Genomic DNA, 1,081 nt, shown 5'->3' with positions numbered 1-1,081 from the left:
CCGAATCTGAAAAACCGTTGGAAGAGGAAACATCCACTTTTGAACCGGAACCCACACCTGACTCCAATTGTCGACCTACAACGAGTTTCGACTCCAAACCTGAAACGTCTACGGAATCTTATGTATCGGCACCACCATCGAGACAGTCTTCCGAGTCCGCTTGCGTGGAGACCTCAACGTCTCAAGAACTGACCGAGTAAGGACATCAGCGATGACTACCGCTCCGTTTGTTCCAGAAGAGGGTGTCCCACCGACTACCGAACCAGAGCAGCGTGTTGTCAAAAAAACGTGGTATACGCCGTTGGCGATACTGCGGGAGGTCCTCGTCTACCTATTTCTCATTGTGATATTGGCACTTGCCTGTGTCACCATCGTGATTCCGAAGTTCGCAGGCGCCGTGCCAATGACCATCCTGTCGAATTCGATGGCTCCGGCCATCCCCGTGGGTTCACTCGCTGTCGTGATACCAACTATGAAAGTTCCGTCTGCCACGAATATCGCGACCCTGTCGCCTGAACAAATTGCGCCACTAAACAAGGTCGATAACTTGGGTTCAGGGGTCATCATCGCATTTCAGCCCGAGGCCGGTAGCGGAACCCTCGTCATTCACCGTATTGTCGGTGTCTCGGTGAGAGCGGATGGTAGTCGTGAGTTCACTACCAGAGGTGACAACAACACTTCCAGTGAAGTCGTACAAGACTATATGATTCGCGGCAAGGTCTGGTATCACCTGCCGTATCTTGGATTTGTGAACAACTATCTCAACGGTAGTGACTCACCACGCCATGTCATCGCCGTAGCTCTAGCCGTCACGCTATACTTGTGGGCTGCCATACTCATCTACCGGGGTTCAAGGCGCGACGAAAGCAGCTAACCGCAATCCTGTCGAGAAGTGGGGGAGACTTCCGGGGTGAACCTCAGTCAGCGCGAAGGCCGCCATGTGAGCACCCCGGGCAGGCGTGGTGTCACTTTGTGGTGCGGGCTCTTCCTCTTCCGTCAAGCACATCGGCCCGAGACTCACACTCTTCTGGCTGACCGCAGATGGCCGTCCAGTTCTTACCGATTGCATTGGTAAGAATCC

The 1,081-nt window shown here is 53.9% G+C and carries 1 protein-coding gene; it reads left to right on the top strand.

Going from position 1 to position 1,081, the window contains the following annotated elements; genetic code table 11:
• The first annotated feature begins 211 nt into the window (after nucleotides 1–211).
• Nucleotides 212–874, top strand: coding sequence for a hypothetical protein (locus RhoBH5_RS32565; RefSeq protein ID WP_270009644.1), 663 nt, complete (start codon nucleotides 212–214; stop codon nucleotides 872–874).
• Nucleotides 875–1,081 lie beyond the last annotated feature (207 nt).

Source organism: Rhodococcus sp. BH5, assembly GCF_027583855.1.
Lineage (GTDB): Bacteria > Actinomycetota > Actinomycetes > Mycobacteriales > Mycobacteriaceae > Rhodococcus_F > Rhodococcus_F qingshengii.
The sequence above is the reverse complement of the archived record's forward strand: the minus strand, read 5'-3'. Positions and strand labels throughout refer to the sequence as shown.

What these genes read in the sequence shown, in the direction of transcription:
- RhoBH5_RS32565 (WP_270009644.1), top strand. Translation starts at nt 212, where the DNA reads ATGACTACCGCTCCGTTTGTTCCAGAAGAGGGTGTCCCACCGACTACC.